Raw genomic sequence first — 21,551 nt, 5'->3', positions numbered from 1 at the left:
GAGAATCGGAGGTTGTAATCAGGCAGTGCAGCTTGCAAATTCCTCAACCATCAGATCAAATATTTTGCCCATATCGCCACGGCTAATTGAAGACTCGCAGAAGCCCACACCAAGCGTGACGGTGTTTCTAAAGGTAGAAGCCGTCATCATAAAAGCTGGGGCATAGGCAACGGGACCCAAGCCGTAGGAATAAACCACTTGATGTCCTGGGATGGGGATGTCAGTGTTGCCAACATCCGAAAATAGGGGTGTGCCAATTCCTGATTCAGCAGCTTGGTCAAAAGCTTGGTTCAGTAGCCAGTCTACCCAGGCAAAAGGAATGAGAAAAAGAATTTCCATGGCGATTGCTGGCAAAACGCCAGGCATGGCTCTTTTTTGGCTGATTAAGTCAGATTTTATGAAAGACAAGGTGTCTGCAAAGGAGTCTGCTTGGTTGACATGAATGTTAGAAATCAATGGAACCGCGAGATTACAAATTTTAGGCATATCTCCATGCCGGAGATAATGGCGAAGGTCGAGGGTGTTGATAATTGGAAGTGATGCATCAGGCCCTGCATTGGTGAACCGACGCAGAGCACGCGCAAACCCTGTCAACATCACTTGATTTAGGGTTGCTCCGCGATCTTTCGCATACTGAATTAGATTCTCAATTTGCCCCCGATCCAATTTGTAGGTTATGTATATCTGATTTTCATGGGTGCAATTGCTAAATGGCACTTTTAATTGACCTGGCTTCAAAAAGTTCTTCTTGCCCTTTTTCAGCAATTGCCATCTCTTTTTGGCAGGAACCTTGTCAAGAACTTGCCATCCATCACGCCGAACGGTTACAGAACTCGGGGTATGTTCCTGACCGTTTTGCAGCACCCCATAGGTTTCAGCAAGGGACTGAAGCAAACACCGCAGTCCACTGCCATCAGAAACAACGTGGGACATCTTGAGGCAAAACGTATCTTGAAGTGTGTTTTCGCCTTGGTGCCGGAAAATTCTCAGTTGCACCAAGCTATCGGTTGTTGGATCGATCGATCGAGATCTAAACTCTTCAACAGCCTGTTGCACATCGACGACTTCAAGTAGCTTGAATCGGTCTTTATGTTTTTCTTCAGATCGCAGCCAGTAGGGCGATACACTGTTGTTCACCCACTGGCATTGCAGGATCACCTCTGAATCTAAAACCAAATCGAAGCTCTTGAAAAATAGATCTTCATTCAGGCAACTATCTAGCGTAAAAACGCATTGAACAACGCCATTACAGGTTGCGAGGCTAATGTATTGGATTTTGTCTTGGGCCGAGGCAGGAAATTCTGAAGATGAAAACATAGCTTTATCCTTACTTTGTCCTTCGCCGCTTCAAGAGTCAATCACAGCTATTGCTAGCTTTAGGAATTTTTTGAATTGACTAATCAACAATTTTGTCAACAATCTTTTTTTGACAAACTTCGACAAATTTTCGACAAAAATATTCTTAGTTCCTGAGCTAGTTTTTCAATTAAAACCTCTCAGGAAAATTTTTCAAAAAGACCCTCTCTTAAGACAAAAGGCCGAAGTAGTTTGGCGTGATGTCTAAGTTTTTTGTCAATTTGAGTTTTCTACAGGTTGAAGTTATGGTCAAACAAGGATGCCAAACAAGCCAGCACCCTTGCTTAATCCAACCCCGAAGATCGCTGTTTAAGTAAGTGCATCTCCGCCTTTAACAAGGGCAAGTGAGATATTCTTGGCCAGGTCTTTGAGCCACTTCTCCCCTGATTGCTCATTGAGAGTCTTGAATTCACTGGCAGCCTGGATTTGCGAATCGACAATCTTTTCCAAAATTCCCTTGGCAGAAACTGGAGCAGCCTCGATCGCGCCTGGTTGAGCAGCAGGGTCAACAACCTTCTTCTTGTAAATCACAACCGGCATGGCTTCACCAATTGAGTTAGCCTCAAATGTGATGATTCGCTTGATTTCTGATCCAACCTGGATAGGGGTTCGCATGGCTTTTGGTATTCCTCAAAATCAAACTCAATCCTCATTCAGATTAATGTATTCTCTTATTAAATGTCAAGTCAAATTGAAGCATTAAATGATTTTCTAAAAATCTTTTAAAAGGTCATTTTTTGAAAAGTCAAAGACCAAGTTTAGGCATCAAAAGATTGCCTTTTCAAGGCAGAAATTATTTGGACAATGACTTTAAATAGAGTTACTTTTCTCGAAAATTTTTCTCGAAAACAATTGATTAATGAATAACTTGAAGTAATTAAAAGATAGTGATGTCGAGAAAACCATAGCGAAGAAATTGGTCCACAATTATCAGTCGGTTTAGCCCAACTGAATTATTTTCTACTAGTTAATTGAGCTTATTGCTTCAATTTATCTCTGATTAACGAAAAGCAGAAATTAGGGCGAGGTTAAAGACTGATTCGAGTATATTAACGCTGCCACATTGTGAATGAGGTCGCGATATTGATCCCAAGGTCTAGTGGAAAACTACTCTTTTCCAATCTGAATTAGACCACTCCCTCCTGTTTGAGCGTAGGGTTCAATGTATCCGATTCCTAAGGAATAAACGGAGTGGCTAGGCCTTTCTAGCTCCTGCCAATGCTCGTCATCCCGTAGAGGTATTTTGGGACAAAAGGGCAGGTAATTCCAAAGTTCACGGGAGCAGTCATTTCTTTTTTGCAAGCCAGAGAAGAGCTAAACCAATTAAAAAAAGGTTCAGCATAGAGCGCTCTTGTTAGCACTGACTATGCTTGTTCGAGTTGGGAATGGATGTGCAAATTAGTCAACACCGTGCCATGGCCAACTCAGAGAGGGAAATGACGTTGCTCCCATGAATTCATGATTCGCTTAGGCAGCAGCAATCGTTGCCAATTCGTCCTTGAGTTTAAAGAACTCCGCCGTCGCCTCATAACCACTCTTCACCAGCCGCAGCTTGTCCTCGTGGCTCATGTTGAAATCAGTGGGCGAGAGCTTCAAGGTGTCAATGCTGATCGTCCGTGCCTTGTTTCGGGCGCTGATCCGAATGGAGGACGTAGCCTCAAATAGGCTTTCGAAATACTCCTTCAGGTCAAAGCCTTTCTCTAGACCAGAGGGGCTGAAGCCGGTTCTTAAGCTCACTCCCAAGGTTTCTTCGTTGTAGCCCTCTTCGCTGGTGAATGGCGCATAATCAAAAGTCCACAAGGGATAGGGCAAGATCAAGCCACCATCAACATAGTAGTGATTGTCGGGAATGCCGCCGGGGAATCGCCAAGCTTGGAAGAAGAAGGGAATGGACATGGAAGCGCGCACTGCGCCTGCAATTGGCGTGTCAGGAGTCGCACGGTAGGAGAACTCCCGCAATCCTCGAGCGGTCAAATCTGTGCCGAAGACATAAAGATCTGCAAATCCAGCATCTACGAGATCTTCAAAGGTGGCCTTCTTCGTTAGTTTGCGCGCAATGATGTCTTGAATCCACTGATAGAAAACATCCCCGGCATAATAACCATAATTCTGGACGAGGTTAATCGGGCTGGTGGGATCGGTGAACTCCCCCATGTTCAGGTTCATCATGATGTCTTCGATCTCTGCTGCTGAAAACCTCAGGGCAATTAAGGTTCCCATGATGGCTCCCGCAGAAGACCCGGCAACGCGCTCAAATTTGGAGAGGAGGCCGCGCTCGTTCAGGGATTGCACAACCCCTACGTAGGCTGTTCCTAACACGCCTCCTGCTTGCAGTGCCAGGTTTTTGTAGTTACCGCTGCTCATGAATCAAACTCCTTGTAGGTAAAACTCGTGACTGGAATGGGTTGACCTGTGAAACTCGTTCCGAAAAGCTCTGAGGCGAGGCAATGAGCGGCATAGAAACGTAGACTCAGGGCGCTTGAACGGTTCAGCCCTTTGCTTAAACCACTAGCCTTGGCGCTCAGGGATGCTACAGAGCAAATGGCAGCAAGCTCTTAGATTCAGGAGTGCGCCGAACAATGACAAAAACGGGGGTTGTTGCTTGGGTGATTTGCCCCTGTTCCCGCATGGCAAAAAGGGTTTGGGTGACTCCGTCGTAAATCGCGCCATCTCCCCTGGTCAATAACTCTTCGAAGCAACGATCGGGGGTTGCTTCATCGGATTCCAGTTCAACAATGATGGGGAAGGAACCAGGGCTGGGGATGGTGTCGGTTGCGGCAGCGGCTTCGGCGGCAGCGGCTTCGGCTTCCTGAACTTCAGCGGGCAGCGGGATGTTGGGGAGAATTTCTGGGAGTTCCAGTGCAGCACTCTTCCAAATGGGGGAGCCTTGCAAGGTTCCATGGTTGGCAGCGGTGCTCTTGTCGTTGATGACATCTCCGCTGCCTTCGTTCAAAGGCCAATAGCCCAACAGATTCTCTTCGGATCCGAGCAGTCGATAGGACTTGTAGGCTTGAATTTGCTCTTGAGTGCGTGCAGTGCCCCAGAACCGAACTTCGGTCAAATCGCCTTGGAAATATTCGCCATGGCCCTCTGCTTTGCGGCCAATTTCGAGGGGGCCTTGGGTGATGGAGGCGGGGGTGTCGCCCAGGATGGTTTGAACTAGCTCTCCATCGAGGTAGAAAAACACATCGTTGTCAGCATTGAAGACGATGGCAACGTGATACCAAGATCCCGCTTCGATCGAAACAGAGGCTGCATAGTCAACAATCCAATATTCCGTAAAAAGTAGCGCTTCGTTGATGAGGCCAAAGCCAAAGCCTGGAAATTTAGAAAATAAGCGTAGGTAGCCACCAATTTGCGCAACGTTCACCCAAGCTTCGAAGGTGAAGTTATTAGCAGGGGAGAGGGACTCTTGATGGGGAATTCGGATGTAATTCGACTGACCATCAAAATGAAGTACTGAAGTCATGGTGATTAGAACCTTGGATGATTGGTGTCATTTCCAAACCAAACTATTGAACAAAAACAGACATGTTTATTAACACTGGAGTATTTAACACTGAAGTATCTAATACTGAAGTATCAACATTCGTCTGAATTTAATTCACAAAACAACCATCTCTCGCAAATTCTAGAATATTTCTTGATAACCGAACAAGCATATTCGGCTTTCTTAATATTCTACATGAACCCAATTAACCTCCAGAAAAAATGTCATCAAAGCTAGAGAATTTTGAGTAAGTAGATCCAGATAATTAGGATCCCAGCCCAAACTTCAATAGCAAGATTGGGAACACTTTTAGCCCAAGCTGAGTATTGATTTGGTGGTAACCAGCTCACGGCTGTTTCGAGGTGTTGATGCAGAAAAATCCAAGCCAGAACGATGATCCCAAGCCAGAGTAATTTCTTGGCTTTGTCAGCGAGCTTTGACGAGGTTTTTTGCTCAGCGACTATTCTTTTGCGAACTGCCTTGCCACGAAGCTCGATCGTTGTCAGATCGGAAAATTCGGCAACTTTCTCCGTGAGTTGCATCACAATTTCCGTGATGCCCAGTTGCTTAAGCTGAAGCTGACTGCGCTTAACGGCCCCTCGAAAATATCCACCAACGAGACTCATATAATCTGCGTTGGGAACTAGGTAATTCAAGGATGCATCCATCAATCCCCAGGTGCGGAAGACTCGCAGCAGTTGCCAACTGGAGGAAACGCGGTTCCTGCGCATGACTGACCCAATTTGAACACCGATCGAGCTGATCGACTTCTCATGGTATGAGAGGCTGCGGATGTTCATTTTGGCATCCCACTGGCGATAGCACTGGATCAGTTGCGCTTTGACGTTTTCAATGTCTCCTGTGGGCAGGGAATCGCACAACATCAAACTGTAATCTAGTGCTCGATCGTAGTCCCGTTCTCCGAGAGCCTGCATACTGCGTCGGTAGTAGCGCAGGAAGTGGGAATCGAGGCTGCCGATCGCCCCCAAATCAATGAGGCAAATGTGGCTATCTCGCAACAGCATGACGTTGCCAGGATGCAAGTCTCCATGAAACAAGTTATCTTCCAGCATTTGACGGAAGAAACTTTCAAAGAGGCGCTTTCCCACCAACTTCGGGTCAATATTATTGAGTCGAAGAATCTTTTCCAGATATTCGGGATCAGTACTGGCGGCACGGATATAATCTGACATCAAGATGCCGGGAATATATTCCATGGTCAGGACTTTCTTGGTGCTGTAATCACCAATCACAGCGGGAACATAGATGTTGTGTTCCCTGAGCGTCACCGTCATCCGTTCCAGGTTGGATGCTTCATAGCGATAATCAATTTCCTCCTGAATCATTTGATCAAGCTCTAGGCTGATGTTGTCCCAATCCACATAGCTCTGTAGCTTCAGCTTCTTGATCAGGGAGAGCAGGAAGCGGATGAGTTGTAGATCTTGACCAAACTTTTCTTCAACATCTGGGCGCTGAACCTTTACAGCAACCACACCAGGAAAGGATGGGATTCGGGCCCTGTGGACTTGCGAGATTGACGCAGCCGCAAAGGGCCGCTCTTCAAACTCAATGAAGATCCTTTCCAGAGGGAGGCCTAATTCCTCTTGGATAATTTGCCGAACATAGTCCAGGGAAAACCCATAGGATCGATCCTGAAGCTTGGAGAGTTCTTGGCAAATTTCGGCGGGGAAGAGATCCAAGCGAAGCGACAGGAGCTGACCCACCTTAATCAGCAATCCCCCCAGCTTTTCGATGGAGAACCGAATATCCCGAGCCAGCTCTGTTTTGAGGTTGGCTGCCCCCATCGCATTCTTGAGGGAGTACTTGAGGGTCAGCCGAGAAACCTCGTACAGCACCAAAACGATTCGGTTCTTCAGGAAGCTTAAGTTGTTGACCGGGAGCAGCCTTTGCTCTGGCGGCAATTCCAGTGGGATCGGGATCAGATCGGGCTGAATCATTAAATTTGCGCTGATGCTTACACGGGACGATCGGACACTTGCGAAATCTGTCCCCAAAACTTCAGCTTAAGCTTCAGCTCAGCAGCCTTTGGGGATGATTGCACATCAGTTCTTCACTAGTCGTCGGAGGATGCAACAACAACAAATACGGGGATGACGCTTTCGGGCAAAATTCCTTGGGCTTTCAGTTGTTCTAGGGCAACGGACACGTTGTCACAAATGAGACCTTTGCCGGAGTTCACCAATTCTTCGATGTCAGAGTTTGCCTGTGGCTCCATTTCAATAACAATCGGAAATTTCGAGGACTTTGTGCTATTTCCCATGACTGTCACTGTTTACGTTGCTAACGGTCGGCGACGCTCTGTATTTGCACGCCTGCACTCCCCAGGTAGTGTACTCCAATTTTTTTGGAAAAGTCACCGTGAATTATTTTTTTACAAGTTTTTGAAATTCTTTAATTTTATCTTAAACCGTATTCAAATATACAATTTTTCAGTCTTTGCACCTTTGATCGATCTTGGCGTTTGATGAATGTTTTTATACTTGAAAAATCTCGATTTTGCTGCCTTTAGGTATCGTTAAGCACATAAAAATAGCATGAATGCAAAGCGATCAAATATTTCAGCAACCTATGATCGTCGCAAGCTTTCCTGATTAGTTTCATTAAACCTAAGAGACAGCCAACCGCAGTCGATCGATTAGAACAAGACTTTCCAGACGAAGGTTACGGAATAGGCTTCAGAATTGAGGAGTAGACGAAAATGCAAAGATTATCTTTCGGCTGATTTTCGCTCTCTAATGAACGCGAAAGATGGGCGTTTTCTGAATCAATTGGTGGCATGGTGACAGATCACAGGCGATCGGGGGGTGACGAAGCGGAGGCAAAGAGCGGCGGAGAGTAAGCCAGGTATGAATCGGCGGGTTAAAACTCCGATTTTGGGGAGTACGGGTTTCTACTGATGCGAAAGGATTTGAAGGAGGTGGAGGCGATCAAAAAGGTGAGGTGGCGAATCTGACGACAGACTCACCACCTCACGGGATTGGAAAGTTTAGAACAGGGCTGAAACGAGTGTTTTTCGGTGCTGTGCGGTGCTGTGCGGTGCTGTGCTCAACGCCTTACGGCATCAGAGGTTTGATCACCGACGAACTATCCGCCAAACGGCTTTGGCTGCAAGTGGTGCTCAACGCCTTACGGCATCAGAGGTTTGATCACCTCTTGGTTGATGGCCGCTACAGCTTGATTGGTTGGTGCTCAACGCCTTACGGCATCAGAGGTTTGATCACTCACCTGAGCCGTTCCCAGGTGGGGCCGGTTCACCAGGTGCTCAACGCCTTACGGCATCAGAGGTTTGATCACCATTAGCCAGCTCGATCGCGTTGGCCAAGTTTTCGTGCTCAACGCCTTACGGCATCAGAGGTTTGATCACAAATCGTGCGGTCGCGGCATTCCACACAAGGGTGTCACGTGCTCAACGCCTTACGGCATCAGAGGTTTGATCACCTCGTACGAGTTCCCCTCGGAAGTGACCAGCGCTGACATGTGCTCAACGCCTTACGGCATCAGAGGTTTGATCACCCAAAAAACACGACTAGACCCCTACATAAGGAGGTTTTGAGTGCTCAACGCCTTACGGCATCAGAGGTTTGATCACTCAGGCAGAACGGGAGCGGTTCGGTCTTGGGTGGTGTAGTGCTCAACGCCTTACGGCATCAGAGGTTTGATCACACGCGGAACCAAAAAGCAGAGACTCCCGGCTGTTTGTTGTGCTCAACGCCTTACGGCATCAGAGGTTTGATCACGGTAGTTGGCAAAACCATCAAGAATTCGGGACACCTGTGCTCAACGCCTTACGGCATCAGAGGTTTGATCACTGAGCTAACCTAGGATCTTCCAGGTAGGAGCCAATGCGTGCTCAACGCCTTACGGCATCAGAGGTTTGATCACTAAAATCAATCGCGATACTACAAAGGTATTCTCCGTGCTCAACGCCTTACGGCATTAGAGGTTTGATCACTCAAGGGGGCTGATCCTATTTACCCCGGATCTTTGTACAGTGCTCAACGCCTTACGGCATCAGAGGTTTGATCACTGAGTCGCGCGAAGGAACTGGGAATCACCAAGGATATAGAGTGCTCAACGCCTTACGGCATCAGAGGTTTGATCACGCTCCTAGCGCTGTGTTTTTAGCGACTGCAAAAGCCAAGCGTGCTCAACGCCTTACGGCATCAGAGGTTTGATCACCCCGCCGCTTGAAACCCTTACGGGACAAGCGCCGAAATGGAACCTTACAAGCATCTTAGCCGATCGCCCCGCATCTGCCAAAACATCACCCCCGATCGCCCTTTTGCCGATCGCCCAACCCTTGCCCCATCACCCTTTCAGCCATTTACAAGCATCTCCAAAGATCCCAAAAATCGCCAAACCCAACCCCCATCAACATTCTGCACCCTTCCAGCCCCTCGCCCCGCCGCCACCGCCCCAGGTGCTTGTTTTTGGGCAACAAGCCCGCCCGATCGCTCCCGCCCGATCGCGATCCATGCCGAAAGCCCGATCGCTCCATCGGCCCCAAACAATCCAGAGCGCCAAGGCGAATTAGACGCTATGGAATTCGTTACAATGCGGTTGGCTTCCTTTCCCCGTTTGCCCTACCGTTCCGCTCCTATGACCGACGTTCCCGTTTCGCGCATCCGTAACTTCTCGATCGTGGCGCACATTGACCACGGTAAATCGACCCTGGCCGATCGCCTGCTGCAAGATACGGGCACAGTGGCCGCGCGCGACATGAAAGAACAGTTCCTCGACAACATGGAACTGGAACGGGAACGGGGAATCACCATTAAATTGCAAGCGGCGCGGATGGACTACCGGGCCAAAGACGGCAACGACTACGTGATCAACCTGATTGATACGCCCGGTCACGTGGACTTTTCCTACGAAGTGTCCCGCAGCTTGGCCGCTTGCGAAGGGGCCCTGCTGGTGGTGGATGCGTCCCAAGGGGTGGAAGCCCAAACCCTGGCTAACGTTTATTTGGCCTTGGAAAATAATTTGGAAATTGTGCCGGTCTTGAACAAGATCGACCTGCCCGGCGCAGAACCCGATCGGGTGGCTGGCGAAATTGAAGACACGATCGGCCTGGATTGCAGCGAGGCCATTCACGCCTCGGCCAAGGAAGGGATCGGGATCCGCGAGATTTTGGAAGCGATCGTCCAAAAAGTGCCCCCGCCAGCGGACACCGTAGACAAACCCCTGCGGGCCCTGATTTTTGATAGCTATTACGACAGCTATCGGGGTGTGATTGTTTATTTCCGCGTCATGGATGGCCGAGTGAAAAAGGGCGACAAAGTGCGCCTGATGGCCTCCGGTAAGGAATACGAAATTGATGAATTGGGCGTGTTGGCCCCGAATCAATGCCCGATCGATGAGCTGCACGCGGGAGAAGTGGGCTACTTGGCCGCTTCGATTAAGGCCGTGGGCGATGCGCGGGTGGGCGACACCATCACCCTGGTCAGCAAACCGGCGACGGAGCCTTGGCCCGGTTACACGGAGGCCAAGCCAATGGTGTTTTGTGGGCTGTTTCCGACGGATTCCGATCAGTTTGGCGAGCTGCGGGAAGCACTCGATCGCCTGCGTTTGAACGATGCGGCCCTCAGCTACGAGCCAGAAACCTCCAGCGCCATGGGGTTTGGCTTCCGTTGCGGCTTCCTGGGGCTGCTGCATATGGAAATTGTGCAAGAGCGGCTGGAGCGGGAATATAACCTGGATTTGATCGCCACCGCGCCTTCGGTGGTTTACCGCGTCACCAAGATTGATGGTGAAGTGGTGATGATTGACAATCCCAGCGAGCTGCCGGAGCCGCAATATCGCGAAACAATCGAAGAACCCTACGTGAAGGTGGAAATGATCACGCCCGAAAGCTTTGTCGGGACGTTGATGGAGCTATCGCAAACGCGGCGCGGGGTGTTTGTGGATATGCGCTACCTGACCCAGGGCCGGACAACGTTGATCTATGAAATTCCGCTGGCGGAGGTGGTAACGGACTTTTTTGATCAAATGAAGTCGCGATCGCGCGGTTATGCCAGCATGGAATATTCTCTGATTGGCTACCGGGAAAATCCGCTGGTGCGGCTGGATGTGCTGATTAATGGCGATCGGGTGGATTCCCTCTCCGCGATCGTCCACCGGGATAAGGCCTACTACGTGGGCCGGGCCCTGGTGGAAAAGCTGAAGGAGTTGATCCCGCGCCATCAGTTCAAAGTGCCAATCCAGGCCACGATCGGCTCGCGAGTCGTGGCCAGTGAAGCGATCCCCGCCCTGCGCAAGGATGTGTTGGCCAAGTGCTATGGCGGTGATATTTCCCGGAAGAAGAAATTGCTGAAGAAGCAAGCGGAAGGGAAAAAGCGGATGAAGGCGATCGGCACGGTGGATGTGCCCCAATCTGCGTTCATGGCCGTGTTAAAAATCGATCGGGAATAGGGCGATCGACCTGGGGCCCATGGGAGCCAACCCCTTGCAAGATGGTTCAAAGCTTGAGAATTTAGGGTGCATTCTGGCGTAACTTTCGGATCAGTGGGGGTTAAGGGCTGTTTTCAGGGACTTTTGCAGGGCGATCGGGACTCACCATCCCCATGCACCCGGTGAACCTCCCACAGTCGCATCCGGAGTTCGTTCCGCAAAGGGCGTAAGGAACATTGAGTCCTTACTGGGTCACGGAACAAAGCCGATCGAGGCCGAGTGGGAAGGAAGCCAGTCAGCGGCGCTCCGAACTACAATAGGTCATCAAAATTCGCCAAGAGCCTGATCGGTGGTCTGAGTCCTACTCCATCCGGCATCAGTCCCTGGGTAACCTGTTCTGAAAACTCGCAGTCGCCAATGCCCTAAACCCTTACTATTCGTTGGCTGAAGCGATCGACCAGTTGTTCGTTGCCCTTTGGCATTTCAACTCCCCATCATCCCGCGCTAGGGCGCTATGGCCGGCTCTTTGCTCCCACAATGGATGCTTCTTCACTCCCAACGGCAACTTGGCCCGCAGTTTCTCCAGCACCACAGCCTGGGTTGCAACCCGATCGGGGCTGGGGGGCAAGCCCCATGATGACCAAGCCCACAGTCCTGGTCATTGACGACGAAGCCGATATTCTCGATTTGCTCTACCGAACGCTGCATCGAGAGTTCCAGGTTTTGCGGGCCAACAATGGCCCAGAAGCCTTGGACATTTTGGCCAAAGACCCCAACGTGGCCGTCATCATCTCGGATCAGCGAATGCCGCTGATGAGTGGGACGGAATTTTTGAGTTTGACGGCCGAGCAATATCCGGACGTGATGCGGATTATTGTCACCGGCTACACGGATGTGGATGACCTGGTGGAGGCCATCAACTCCGGCAAGGTGTTTAAGTACGTCACGAAGCCTTGGGATGACGAGGATCTGAAGGCCTCGGTGCGCAAGGCGGTGGAAACCCACAATGTGTTGCGATCGCGCACTTGGGAGTTGCGCCAAGCCCTGCGGCGGGAGTCATTGCTCAACGAGGTTTCCACCACGGTGCGCAGTGTCATGGACTCGCGCACGATGCTGCAAACGATCGTGGAGGCGGTGGGCCAGGCGTTGCAGTCAAACTGCTGTTTGTTGCGGCCCGTGGAAGATGGCCACCTGACCAATGAGCAGTTTGTCCATTGGTCGAGCGATCCCACGGCGGTGACTCAGCAGTCGATCGAAACGATTTTTGAAAGTTTGCGGGAAACGGTTTGGCTGGTGGAGTCGGCCACGTCGGTGGATGATGCGGCCACGGATCAGCGGCTGCAAACCTCGGAACCGGTTTGGCAAGGGCGGCAATCGGCCTTTGAGCGGTTGGGCATTCGATCGAGCGCGATCGTGCCGATGGTCTATCGCGGGGAAGCCATGGCCGTGATGGCGCTCCATCGCTGCGAAACGGTGCAGCCCTGGAGCGAGGAAGATCTGCAGTTGGCCGTGGCGGTGGCCGATCAGGCGGCTTTGGCCCTGGCCCAAGCGCGGGCCTACGATCGGGTGCGTGCCCTGGCCGATCAAGAAGCCCTGGTGAACGCGATCGCCACGGCCATTCGATCGAGCCTGGAACCCAAAACCATCTTTGCCACCATCACCCAGCAGTTACGCCAGGCCCTGAAGTCCGACGGTTGCGCCCTCTCCCTTTGGACCAAGGACGATGAGTATGTGCAATGTGTGGGGTTTGATGAGGTTCCGCCCTTGGGCGGCAATCATCACGATTGGTCTTGGAGTCCCCAGCAGGTGGATCCGGTGGCGGCGGCCCGGCAACATGAACCCCTGCCCCGCTCGATCGCCCCGATCGTCAGCAACCCCGTTTTGCAACAACTGATCGACACCCAACAGCCGATCGCCCTCGATGACCTACACGAAAGCAGCCTCTCCGCCAGCTTGCCCCTGAAGCAGCAGGCCCGGGCCCTGTTGGTGGTTCCCCTGCTTTCGGAGGGAAAAATCATCGGCAGCATTTCCCTGCGCCAGGCCAATCCCCGCCCCTGGAAGCGCACGGAAATCAAGCTGGTGCAAGCGGTGGCCGTCCAGGCGGCGATCGCGGTGCAACAGTCGCGCCTCTACCAAACTACTCGCCAACAGGCGGAACAACTGCTGGCGCTCGATCGGCAGAAGACCGAATTTTTCCAAAACATTTCCCACGAGTTCCGCACGCCCCTGACCCTGATGATTGGGCCCCTGGAAGCGGCGGTGAATCAAAAACAAGGCTTGCCCTACGAGCAGGCCGACGTGGCCCTACGGAACTCGCGGCGACTGTTGCGGTTGGTGAATCAACTGCTGGACTTGCAGCGGGTGGATGCGGGCCGAATGCAGCCCACCTTCCGCCCCTGCGATTTGGCGGAGTTTGCCCGCTATATTTTGGAATCCTTCCGCCCCTACTGCGATCGCAAGGAGATCGCCCTGGTGGCCAACCTCACCCCCTGCCCCGATACCTATCTAGACAGCGAGCGCTTCGATAAGGTGCTCTATAACCTGCTCTCCAATGCCATGAAGTTCACGCCGCGCGGCGGAACGATCACGGTCACGGTGGAAGCCACGGGGCAGCATTATCTGTTGCAAGTGAGCGATACGGGGATCGGGATTCGGGCCGACCAAATTCCCCACCTCTTTGAACGGTTCCGCCAGGCCGAAGGTTCCGTGAGTCGGGGTTACGAGGGCACGGGTCTGGGCCTGGCCCTGGTGAAGGAGTTGGTGGAACTCCATGGCGGGCGGGTGACGGTGGAGTCGGACTATGGCCAGGGGGCAACTTTCTCCGTTTGGTTAGACCGGGGTTCCACCCACCTGCCGCCCGATCGAACGATCGAGCAACCGGTGGCGATCGAAGGCAGCCGCGCCGCGATCGAGCTGGCAGACCTGGCCGCCGAATTGCTGGAGCATGATGCCGCCACCCGCGCCAACGATCCATTGCCGGATCCAGAACCGCAGGACTTGGGCGATCGACCATTGGTGCTGGTGGTGGACGACAACCCCGACCTGCGGAGCTATGTCAGCAGCATTTTGCGTCGGAATCAATACGGGGTGATTGTGGCCCGCAACGGGGCCGAAGGCATCGCCGCCGCCGAGCAATACCAACCCCATCTGATCTTGACCGATCTGATGATGCCGGGGGTTTCCGGGTTAGACCTGATTCGGCAGGTGCGCCAAGACAAAGCCCTCCAGGGCACGCCAATTATCTTGCTGACGGCCAAGGCCGATGCCGACACCCGGGTTGAAGGGGTAGAAATTGGCGCAGATGCCTATCTGGCCAAGCCCTTTGACGATCGGGAATTGCTGGCGGAAGTCCATAACCTGATCGCCCTCAAGGCCAATGAGCGCAAGGTTTCGGAACTCAACGCCTACTTGACCGAATCGGTGTTGCGGCGCTTTTTGCCGGGATCCTTGGTCAACAAGGCGGCCGCGGGCGAGTTGATGTTGGACTTGCAACCGGAGCCTCGGCTCATTACGGTGCTGTTCAGCGATATTGTGGGCTTCACGCAGCTCTCGAACACGGTGCGATCGCGCAAGGTGGCCGAGCTGCTGAATGAATACCTGTCGGAAATGACCCACATTGCCTTTGCCAACGGCGGCACGATCGATAAGTTCATGGGCGATGCGATTTTGGTGCTGTTCGGTGCGCCCGAGGAAGCCACCCCCAACGAGCAGGTGCAGCGGGCCGTGCGCACCGCGCGTCAAATGTCCGAACGACTGCACCAACTGAATCAGGTTTGGGGCGAGCAGGCCATTCCCCCTGTCCGGTTCCGCTGCGGCATTCATCAGGGTACGGCGGTGGTGGGCATGTTTGGCAGTGCGGAGCGATCGGACTACACGGCCATTGGCCCCTGCGTGAACATCGCCTCTCGGATTCAGCAAGCGGCCCGACCGGGCACGGTTTTGGTGTCGGCGGCCGTGGCGGACTATTTGGATGAAAACGACATCGAAAAAGTGGGGCCCTTGGAACTGAAGGGCGTTGATGAAACGGTGTTGACCTTCTCGGTCAATCTCAACCTAGAAGACTAGGGCTGGCCCATGCTCAATCTTCAGTCGGGCCGACCCACGGCCGTGAAAGCAGCCCATTGGAACGGGTTGGGGTAGCGATCGCGGGTTTGGATCATAGCTTGGCGCAGGGCCGCCACGGGCGAACTCCCCTGCTGAAGCGCTGCATAAAAATGGCCCATCAGGATTGCGGTGGGTTCATCGGGAATTTTCCAAAGGGTCACCACCACCCGATCGGCCCCCGCCGCCAAAAAAGAACGAGACAACCCCAACACCCCATCGCCGGTAATTCGGCCGCGCCCCGTATCACAGGCACTGAGCACCACCAGTTCCGCCGCCAACCGCAATTCCATAATTTCACCGGCACTGAGAAGGCCGTCATCACCGGCAGCCGGTGCAAGGGCAATCGCCCCCGGCATTCCCGAATTACCCAAGTCATCTAACAAACCATGGGTGGCCAGATGAATTCGGCGCGCTTGGGTAATCCGATCCAAAATTTCGCCTTTGGTGGCCTGGGCCCCCAATAGCGGCTTGACCTGAAGTAGTTGGGCCACTTGGCGCGCTTCCGATTCGGCCCCGGGTAAATTGCTCAGGGGACTGGGGGCCGCTCCCCAAACGGGAGGCACGGCCGGCATCACCGGATTGCCCACCACCAGGGCCGCGCGATCGACCCCCACCACCACATCGGATGCTAAGGAGCGATCGGGCGGGGTTTCGGCAAATTGCAACCGCAACACATCAATCGCGGGGGTGAGAAACAAACTGTGGCGATCGATCAGCATCTGACCATCCTCAGCTTGCAGAGCGGCAAAGGGCACTAAAAACAGCAGCCCTTGGGGCACGATCGCCACCGGTTCCTGGGGATCTGTGGGCAACAAGTCCGAGATCGGAGCGATCAGTTGCCGATGCAGCCCGTTCAGTTGACGGCGCAACTCTGCCGCCAGCAGTTGTCCTTGGGGCAGGGTTCGCCGCAGCTCTTGAATTTGGGTAGCCAGGGTGGCTTCGGCCGAGGCTCCCGCCATCGCTACCGTGCGCAGGGTCACGTCTCCTTGGGGATTCACCACCCAAATGTGGAGCGATCGCTGGCCGATCGTGTATTCCACCAAAGTCAAGCGGCGATCGCGTGCTAACTGCTGAATTTGGCTAAGGGTGGGGGGTGGGCTGACCGCCGGGCGGGGCTGGTTGGCCAAATGGCCCGATCGGGCGGCCAACAGTTCCACAAAGGCCCGGGCCCGGGCCCGTTCCGCCACCTCCAAGGCTTGCCCCGCCTGACCTTGGGTAATCAAAGCCTCTTGCAACAGGCGATAGGTTTGGGCTTGGGTGTCTGCCAGGGCGATTTTGTTGTCGTCGCTCAGGCCCGGCCGCACCGATTCCCACCGCTCGATCGCCTGAAACAGATGGTCGATCGCCCGAGGAGCCGCCCGCTGCTGTAAATAAAACTCCCCCAAACGGGTTAACAAACGCCCCTCTTCGGCCCGGGCCCCTGTGGCCCGATGGATCGCCAAGGCGGCCTCGAAACCGGCCCGGGCCTGCTCGCGATCGCCCGCATCATTGGCCAACAGGGCCAACTGTTCCCAGGCTTGGGCCTCACCGGGGCGATCGCCATGGGTTTGGGCCAACTGGCGCACCTGCTCCAGGGCGTTGCGGGCCTCCGAACGGCGACCCACCGCCCGCAAGGCCTCACCCAACATCAACTGGGCCTTGGTCATCCCGATCGCCTTGCCGGGATAATCCTCCGGCAGCAGGTTATAGAATTGCACCCCCTGCTGGGCGCTGACCACCGCTGGGGCCGCCTTGCCCTGGCGCAACTGCACTTGCGATAACCAAGCCGCTAAATAACCCTGTTGTTTGGGCAGTTCATACAGCCCCCCATCCAGGGGAATCGCGGCGGTGGACTGTTCAGCCGCATTGGCGATCGCCCGATCGAGCCAAGCCTCCGCCTGGTGATATTGACCCAAACGCTCATAGGTTTCCGTCAAATTCGCCATCACCAGCCCGATCGTGGGCCGATCGCCCGTTTCCGCAATCACCCCATGGGCCGCCTGCTGCACCTCCAAAGCGCGGGCGAATTCCCCCAATTGCAGATAAACATTGCCCAACTGCACCTGGGTTTTCGCGAGCCGTGAGCGATCGCCCAAGGCCTGGTACTGGTCGCGGGCCTGTTGCAACTGGGCGATCGCCTCGGGCCAATTGCCCTGGTCGATCGCCGCCTGGGCCCGCGCCGTCAATGGGGCCCCCGGATCATCAAACAGACAAACCGTAATCGGCCGAAACGGGCAGGTATGTTGCCGCAGGGGGTTACCCAACAAAATCAGCGATCGCAACCGGGCCAATCCCGGCTGCTGGGGCAGTGCCGTGATTTGATTACGGGTCAAATCCAGCATTTCCAACTGATCCAGGTCTTGCAGGGGCGAGAGATCCTGCACCTGATTGAACCCCAAAATTAATTGGCGCAAGGACGACATCCCCGCCAAGGGTCGCAAATCCCGAATTTGGTTCCCCGGCAGCGACAGGGCCCGCCAATGGTTGAAGGCGGCGATCGGTTGCAAATCCTGAATGTTTTGGCTGGACAAATCCAACACGGGCAGGGCCGCCAAATTGCGCCAAGCCTGTTCACAATTCTCGGTTTTGGCTACCCGCAACAAGGCTCCCACCGTGTGCCGCGCCGCCGGATCCAGTCGATCGCGCTGCCGACACCAATCGGCAAAATTCACCAGTCCTTGGGGAGATCGGTAATCTTGGGCGATCGCCGGTTCGATCGCCATCCCCAGCCCCCAGCCCACCAGCACCACCAGCAGTCCCAGCCGCCCTCGATCGCCCATGGTGTTTTTCCCAAACCAGCGCCTCCAATCTAGATCGCTTCGGCGGGAACGCCACCTCAACCGCCTGGCAACTGCATTTCCCTGGGATTAGGCCTGACGAGTGAGCTTGGCATTGACACTCCCCGCTCTAAAAAGCCAGAGACAAGGTTTTCATGCTCCCGTGCGACCTGATAACCGGCAGACAACTTGTACGTTTCCGTCATAACAGACAGGCGTAGACTATTGCTTGCTTCGAGGTCATCGAACCGTCACTAATTCACTAACAATTGCTGCGATTGACTAGCAAATGCACCAATCAGGAAACTTCCTGCTTCATCGCGGCGAAGTCAGCTTCATCCGCTCCACAGGCTGACACGACCGGACTGGCCGCCCTTTGCAGATTAATCGCAGCATTCAAATCGCGATCAATCTGCAATCCACAGTGATCACAATCAAACACCCGCTCTGACAGGGATAGGGTCTCTTTTTTCGTGCCACAACGGGAACAAGTCTTGCTCGATGGAAACCAACGATCCACGATCACCAGTTCAGAGCCATACAACTTTGTCTTGTAATCTAGTTGCCGCCGCAACTCATAGAAGCCCATATCCTGAATCGCCTTGGCTAGCTTGTGATTCGCCATCATTCCGGACACATTCAGATCCTCAATGACTACCGTGCCGTGGTTCTTGGCGAGGTAGGTCGTGAGTTTGTGGATGGTGTCTTTACGGATGTTGGCGATTCGCTGATGCAACCGGGCGATCTTTGATTGAGCTTTTTTCCAATTGGCAGATCCTCTTTGCTTATGGCGATTCAGCCATTGCAAGCGAGAGAGCCGGGACTCCAGTTGTCTGTAGGCTTTAGCGCCTTCAAACACTTCTCCGGTGCTGAGAGTCGCTAAGGATTTGACACCCAAGTCAACACCTACAACATCAACCAATTTAGGCGTAATGACAGGTTCGATCTCGATCCGAAATGAGATAAACCAATCATGCGCCTGGCGGCTGATGGTGACTGATTTAGGTTGAACATTTTGAGGCAAGGCTTCATAGGTCTTCAGGATGCCAATCTTAGGAACCTGAATCTTATTCAAACCCTTAATATGAATAGCTCCATCCAGTTCAAAAGAATCATGACGACCCTTTTTCTTGAATTTAGGAGCGCCTGAAGTCTTTTTGAAGCATCGATCCCAAGCCACCCGTAAATGGCGTAAAGCATTCTGGGGTGAGCTTTTGGAGACTTCGTAGTACCAGGGGTGTTCAGATTTAACTAAAGCTACCAACCACTTGTGCAAATCAATGGCCGATGGGAATTTGATTTTGTCTTCGGGATGTAATTGGTTATGGTCAAGGATGCTCTTAGTCAGTCCCAAACCCCAATTCCAAGCATGACGCGCGACACCGGCATGGCGAGCTAATGCGGTGCGTTGTTGGTTGTTGAGCTTGAGTTGAGTTTTGAATCCGAGTAGCATCTGTTCATTGTATGACAGCCTTTAGGATGGATTCGCATTTTTCAGAGAATATGAGCAAATGAAAGGAAGTCAATCACTGTTGATTAACCCTCCATCGGTGTTTTTGGCTTTTTTTACGAATTAGGTTTAACAATGGAGCAATCTCAACAGTAACTCTGTCTTCTAGGCTTTTGCTTTTCATTTCATTAGAAAAAAGGCATGGGGGAAGCGACTGATTGGAAAGTAACTTCCCCCATGCCCGTGAAGCATCCAGGTAAATAGTTGCTTGCCTGACTACAAGTTCTGTTTACCCCAAGTCTTGGGTGAGCGTTGCAAGTAACTGGATCTTGGCTTTGGTTTGTGCACTAAGGATGCTTGGCAACTTCCACTTTCTGTGGGGGCTGACGTTTTGAACTAGCCCACAATCCGAGGAGTGTAAATCCCAGCAATAGCGAGGGTTCAGGAGTTGACTGGGGAGTTTCCGGCTCAGGAGTAATCACTGGTTTGTCAGAGGCAACAATCGAGCCAGCCGCCAGTTCTCCATTATCCCCCACTTCAGCCAGGTATAGGTAGAGTGGGTTGACAGTTTCAACGGCAGAGGTCAGATCAAAGCTGATCCGACCACCATCACCTAGGCTCAGAAAGCCTTGCCACCCTTCCCAGAAGTCAAATACCGCATCAAAGCTATTGAGCGTTGCTAGACCTTGATTGATCGTTTTTCCGATCGAGCCAAATAGGTTAGGTGCATCTTCTGGAGAACGTTGAGTGCCTGGAGAAAACAGGGTTTTGCTTGGAGAAAAGTCAAAGACATCCAAGCCACTCAGGTCAGTCACCGAAGAAGCATCATCAATCAGGGTACGGCTTAGACGGATTGCGTCTAAGTCAAAACCACTGTACTGTCCGGTTGCTCCACCCAGTCCAAAACTTCCATCTTGAATGGTCAAAGATTGCAGATCAAAGCCCAAACCAGAAAGATCTGCACGATAGATAGCTGTATACCCAAAGCCAGCCAAGCCATTTAACTTGGTGAAATTCAGGTTAATAGCGCCAGCTAGGGCAGGTGAACCGAGCCCAACGATCATCGTTGTGGCTACTGACGCTACCGAGCGAGTCAATACCGATCCCAATTGCATCGAATTCATAGGGGTCACCTTTTAAAGATGAGGTTATCCAGGAGATCCTGAAAGCGGCTGACCGATCCAGCACCGAGGTGACTTAATGTTGCTAAACGTCAGTTCCTCAAACTTGCTTACCCGGCCTACGATGTGATGGTGGCCACGAATGAGCAAGGGTTGATCCTGGGGCTGTCGAACTGGATCTGTGCTGTTCTTAAGAACTATCTTTTAGATGGAAAAATTTTGTGCAATTCTCGTTGGCGGGACTGGCGCACCTGCGGCATCCAAAGATCAGCCTAAAACGATCTTGAGACGATGACGATCGCCCTGTGGATCGATCGCGCCTTTTCATCCCTGACCCATTACCCAGCGCCATGATTGAGGAATCACAACCCAACACTCCGTTTTGGCAAGGAATTGAGGAATTTAATCGTGGGGAGTTTTATGCTTGCCACGACACGATCGAGGCATTATGGGTGGTGGCGAATGAGCCGGAGCGCACGTTTTATCAAGGGATTTTGCAAGTGGCGGTGGCGCTCCATCACCTCAGTAATTTGAATTGGCGTGGGGCTGCAATTTTGTTGGGTGAAGGGCTGAGCCGCTTAAATAAATATGACGATCACTACAGTGGAATTGATGTAAACCAGCTCATTGCCCAGGTGGCGGATGTTTTGCACTTTATTCAAGTAATGGGGCCCGATCGGGTAGAAACTGCCGCGATCGCCTTGGGATTACGAACTGGGTTGCTTCCTCTGGAGTCTGGAAATTTAGAATCATTTGCTCAGCCATCTTTGCCGCGTATTCTGCCGGCCGCCCAAGCCTGCTCGGGAGAAGAAACCCCGTAAAAAAAGGGACTTGGTAGCAAGATTTTGCCCACAATTCTCTAA

Annotated in this window: 12 protein-coding genes and 1 CRISPR repeat array; of the genes, 3 read left to right on the top strand and 9 right to left on the bottom strand. The window is 52.7% G+C overall.

Features of this window, described 5'->3' with window-relative positions:
• Positions 1–18 precede the first annotated feature (18 nt).
• The 6 genes from H6G52_RS12280 to H6G52_RS12255 all read right to left on the bottom strand — a co-directional run bounded on the left by H6G52_RS12280 (position 19) and on the right by H6G52_RS12255 (position 7,127).
• Positions 19–1,317, bottom strand: coding sequence for a condensation domain-containing protein (locus H6G52_RS12280; protein WP_099532234.1), 1,299 nt, complete (start codon positions 1,315–1,317; stop codon positions 19–21).
• A 348-nt stretch (positions 1,318–1,665) separates the two neighbouring features.
• A complete protein-coding gene (locus tag H6G52_RS12275; protein WP_099532233.1) occupies positions 1,666–1,971 on the bottom strand; it encodes a hypothetical protein in 306 nt (101 codons plus the stop codon).
• Positions 1,972–2,823: 852 nt separating this feature from the next.
• The gene (locus H6G52_RS12270; RefSeq protein ID WP_099532232.1) at positions 2,824–3,720 is read right to left on the bottom strand and encodes a patatin-like phospholipase family protein; all 897 of its coding nucleotides are present in this window, start codon (positions 3,718–3,720) and stop codon (positions 2,824–2,826) included.
• Positions 3,721–3,886: 166 nt separating this feature from the next.
• A complete protein-coding gene (locus H6G52_RS12265; protein WP_190528646.1) occupies positions 3,887–4,825 on the bottom strand; it encodes a LamG domain-containing protein in 939 nt (312 codons plus the stop codon).
• A 254-nt stretch (positions 4,826–5,079) separates the two neighbouring features.
• Positions 5,080–6,804: an AarF/ABC1/UbiB kinase family protein gene (locus tag H6G52_RS12260; RefSeq protein WP_190528644.1), complete on the bottom strand. Its 1,725-nt coding sequence runs from the start codon at positions 6,802–6,804 to the stop codon at positions 5,080–5,082.
• 116 nt (positions 6,805–6,920) lie between these two features.
• Positions 6,921–7,127, bottom strand: coding sequence for a hypothetical protein (locus H6G52_RS12255; RefSeq protein ID WP_099532229.1), 207 nt, complete (start codon positions 7,125–7,127; stop codon positions 6,921–6,923).
• 781 nt (positions 7,128–7,908) lie between these two features.
• Positions 7,909–9,046: a CRISPR direct-repeat array (repeat unit 36 nt; unit sequence GTGCTCAACGCCTTACGGCATCAGAGGTTTGATCAC).
• Positions 9,047–9,466: 420 nt separating this feature from the next.
• Between H6G52_RS12255 and lepA the strand changes: the two genes are divergently transcribed.
• Positions 9,467–11,278 (top strand): translation elongation factor 4, encoded by a 1,812-nt coding sequence (gene lepA / locus H6G52_RS12250; RefSeq protein WP_099532124.1) that lies wholly within the window; start codon positions 9,467–9,469, stop codon positions 11,276–11,278.
• Between the two features lie 612 nt (positions 11,279–11,890).
• Positions 11,891–15,322: a response regulator gene (locus H6G52_RS12245; protein WP_099532122.1), complete on the top strand. Its 3,432-nt coding sequence runs from the start codon at positions 11,891–11,893 to the stop codon at positions 15,320–15,322.
• 20 nt (positions 15,323–15,342) lie between these two features.
• Here H6G52_RS12245 and H6G52_RS12240 read toward each other — a convergent pair whose 3' ends face one another.
• The 3 genes from H6G52_RS12240 to H6G52_RS12230 all read right to left on the bottom strand — a co-directional run bounded on the left by H6G52_RS12240 (position 15,343) and on the right by H6G52_RS12230 (position 20,691).
• Positions 15,343–18,120: a CHAT domain-containing protein gene (locus H6G52_RS12240; protein WP_190528642.1), complete on the bottom strand. Its 2,778-nt coding sequence runs from the start codon at positions 18,118–18,120 to the stop codon at positions 15,343–15,345.
• 295 nt (positions 18,121–18,415) lie between these two features.
• Positions 18,416–19,570 (bottom strand): RNA-guided endonuclease TnpB family protein, encoded by a 1,155-nt coding sequence (locus H6G52_RS12235; RefSeq protein WP_190528640.1) that lies wholly within the window; start codon positions 19,568–19,570, stop codon positions 18,416–18,418.
• A 344-nt stretch (positions 19,571–19,914) separates the two neighbouring features.
• Positions 19,915–20,691: a PEP-CTERM sorting domain-containing protein gene (locus H6G52_RS12230; RefSeq protein ID WP_190528638.1), complete on the bottom strand. Its 777-nt coding sequence runs from the start codon at positions 20,689–20,691 to the stop codon at positions 19,915–19,917.
• Positions 20,692–20,993: 302 nt separating this feature from the next.
• On the opposite strand from H6G52_RS12230, the gene H6G52_RS12225 reads away from it, so the two are divergent.
• Positions 20,994–21,509, top strand: coding sequence for a DUF309 domain-containing protein (locus tag H6G52_RS12225; RefSeq protein ID WP_370567705.1), 516 nt, complete (start codon positions 20,994–20,996; stop codon positions 21,507–21,509).
• The last annotated feature ends 42 nt before the right edge of the window (positions 21,510–21,551 follow it).

Origin of the sequence: Limnothrix sp. FACHB-881, from assembly GCF_014698135.1 — a bacterium.
Classification (GTDB): domain Bacteria; phylum Cyanobacteriota; class Cyanobacteriia; order CACIAM-69d; family CACIAM-69d; genus CACIAM-69d.
The sequence above is the reverse complement of the archived record's forward strand: the minus strand, read 5'-3'. Positions and strand labels throughout refer to the sequence as shown.

Bases quoted from the DNA above. Each gene is read 5' to 3' on its own strand.
- H6G52_RS12265 (WP_190528646.1), bottom strand. From the start codon at position 4,825: ATGACTTCAGTACTTCATTTTGATGGTCAGTCGAATTACATCCGAATT.
- H6G52_RS12260 (WP_190528644.1), bottom strand. From the start codon at position 6,804: ATGATTCAGCCCGATCTGATCCCGATCCCACTGGAATTGCCGCCAGAG.
- H6G52_RS12235 (WP_190528640.1), bottom strand. From the start codon at position 19,570: ATGCTACTCGGATTCAAAACTCAACTCAAGCTCAACAACCAACAACGC.
- H6G52_RS12255 (WP_099532229.1), bottom strand. From the start codon at position 7,127: ATGGGAAATAGCACAAAGTCCTCGAAATTTCCGATTGTTATTGAAATG.
- H6G52_RS12230 (WP_190528638.1), bottom strand. From the start codon at position 20,691: ATGAATTCGATGCAATTGGGATCGGTATTGACTCGCTCGGTAGCGTCA.
- H6G52_RS12275 (WP_099532233.1), bottom strand. From the start codon at position 1,971: ATGCGAACCCCTATCCAGGTTGGATCAGAAATCAAGCGAATCATCACA.
- H6G52_RS12280 (WP_099532234.1), bottom strand. From the start codon at position 1,317: ATGTTTTCATCTTCAGAATTTCCTGCCTCGGCCCAAGACAAAATCCAA.
- lepA (WP_099532124.1), top strand. From the start codon at position 9,467: ATGACCGACGTTCCCGTTTCGCGCATCCGTAACTTCTCGATCGTGGCG.
- H6G52_RS12240 (WP_190528642.1), bottom strand. From the start codon at position 18,120: ATGGGCGATCGAGGGCGGCTGGGACTGCTGGTGGTGCTGGTGGGCTGG.
- H6G52_RS12270 (WP_099532232.1), bottom strand. From the start codon at position 3,720: ATGAGCAGCGGTAACTACAAAAACCTGGCACTGCAAGCAGGAGGCGTG.
- H6G52_RS12245 (WP_099532122.1), top strand. From the start codon at position 11,891: ATGATGACCAAGCCCACAGTCCTGGTCATTGACGACGAAGCCGATATT.